Source organism: Paraliobacillus sp. JSM ZJ581, from assembly GCF_044383835.1.
Classification (GTDB): Bacteria; Bacillota; Bacilli; order Bacillales; family Amphibacillaceae; genus Paraliobacillus.
In genome coordinates, this window is sequence record NZ_JBISEP010000061.1 from 1 (window position 1) to 1,823 (window position 1,823).

A 1,823-nucleotide genomic window follows, 5' to 3' on the forward strand; every position below is an offset into this window, starting at 1 on the left:
CGCTTACCTATCAACGCGATGCGTGATACTCACGTACAACAAGAGATACATACGAGCTTTGCGAAAGTTACTAAGGGGGTAAGAGAAGCTAAACCATATTCTAAAAATAGACCATCATATGGAAAAGGACAAGTAGACCAGGTATGGGAAAATGCAAAAGACCCTCTAACAGGAAAAGTTTATGACCCAACAGGAAAAGAAATTATTTGGGATAAAACTAAACCTAGAAATGGACAATGGGATATGGGACATATACCAGGAGAGAAATATTCAGAAATGCATGAACTGTATATGGATGGTACAATTACTAAAAAGGAATTTTTAGAATGGTATAAAAATCCGGACAATTATCGCCCTGAACTACCAAGTACTAATAGAGGGCATAAGTATGAATAAAAGGAGTAACTTATGGATATTAATAAAGCAGATTATGGAACTATAATTAAATTCGGAAATCTTAAATTATTTAAAGAAAAAATGAAATTAGAAAAGCACAATATAGGTGAAGTATTAAATATAGTAGATAAGAATGGTGTTAGCTTGCTTGAAAAATCATTAATTAGTAGAAAATTTGAAATTGCTAATTATCTTTTAGATAATAATGCAGATATTAATGTGATTTCAAATGAAGGATGTAATGAATTGCATTACTTATCATCAAATATAAATTTTGATGGAGCTATTCAAATTGCAAATAGATTGATTGATATGAATGTTAATTTAGATTTAAAAGAAAAAAAATTAAATAATTCATCATTATGGTGCTTATGTCAAGAAGTTTTAAAAAAGAGAACTGAAGAAGGTATTTCATTAATTATAAGATGTTTAAAAAATAAGCCGGATGTTAAATCGTTAAACAGTGTAGGATATTCAGTTGAAAATTTAATTAATGAAAGAGGCACAGATGAAATGAAAAAGGTTATGGAGGAAATAATTTATGAGTAAAGGTATGGGCTTAGGTGGAAGTATTGTATCAAAGAATATATTAGAGCATAAAGGAAAGTTAAAGTGGTGCATAAAAGAAAGTCCAGTAAATGAATTAGACAATGGATGGAGATTTTTATCTGATATCGACACTGATGATTTTTTAGCAGACTCTTCAAATATGCTAGTATGTGATTGGGGAACAATTATTGAGATAGAACCAGCTGTTATTAGTATATTTGATATGTCTCAAGGTACAGATATAACTTTAATAAATGAAGATGGTAAAAAGTATTTCATTAATACAGAGACAGAAGAACTAGTTGTATTTTAGATATTAATTTTAAAGGATGCATAATTCTATAATTTAAGACTGCATAACAAGTAATAATATTAAAGGATAATTAAATCAATAAAAGATTTAATTAAGCTTACTGCATAAATCTAATAATGCAGTGAAAGAAGTTAAAAAGGTTAATGTTTCAGCAATTGGAGCATTAATCTTTTTTTCATGTAGTGAAATATTTATAAAAGCAAAGATAACTAGGATTAAAAACCATCGTAAGCTGAAAGCCAAGGAAATCCTAGCCTCGATAATTCCACTTAAAAGTTAATGCAATTCAGAACATAATATATGTAGTAGAAAATCACTAAAAAATAAAAAGAATTGATAGCATAGAACATAATAATAAGATAGCTGAGTAGAATAACTAGAGACTTGGAACTCGGGACTAGGAAATTGTAACGGGGGGTAGGGGGGAATAAGGACTTAAAAGAATTGAAATAGATAAATAAAAATCTATTTCAATAAAAATAAATAGGAGGTTCATTGTAAAATCAAATGCAACAGTTAAATAAATAGAAAGCCATCGTGAAACCACGTATAGTTAAGGTTGACT

At 28.9% G+C, this 1,823-nt stretch carries 3 protein-coding genes; all 3 read left to right on the plus strand.

Translation table 11 applies throughout. The annotated features are described in order from the left end of the window. Positions 1–396: HNH/ENDO VII family nuclease (locus ACH6CY_RS15585; RefSeq protein WP_374068228.1), on the plus strand; the 396-nt coding region annotated here is incomplete at its 5' end. 12 nt (positions 397–408) lie between these two features. Further along, complete coding sequence (locus ACH6CY_RS15590) at positions 409–945, plus strand: ankyrin repeat domain-containing protein (protein WP_374068229.1); 537 nt, start codon at positions 409–411, stop codon at positions 943–945. After that, the gene (locus ACH6CY_RS15595) at positions 938–1,258 is read left to right on the plus strand and encodes an immunity protein Imm33 domain-containing protein (RefSeq protein ID WP_374068230.1); all 321 of its coding nucleotides are present in this window, start codon (positions 938–940) and stop codon (positions 1,256–1,258) included. The genes ACH6CY_RS15590 and ACH6CY_RS15595 overlap by 8 nt, the downstream gene beginning before the upstream one ends. Positions 1,259–1,823 lie beyond the last annotated feature (565 nt).

Excerpts from the sequence above, each read along its gene's own strand:
- ACH6CY_RS15595 (WP_374068230.1), top strand. The coding sequence starts at position 938 with ATGAGTAAAGGTATGGGCTTAGGTGGAAGTATTGTATCAAAGAATATA.
- ACH6CY_RS15590 (WP_374068229.1), top strand. The coding sequence starts at position 409 with ATGGATATTAATAAAGCAGATTATGGAACTATAATTAAATTCGGAAAT.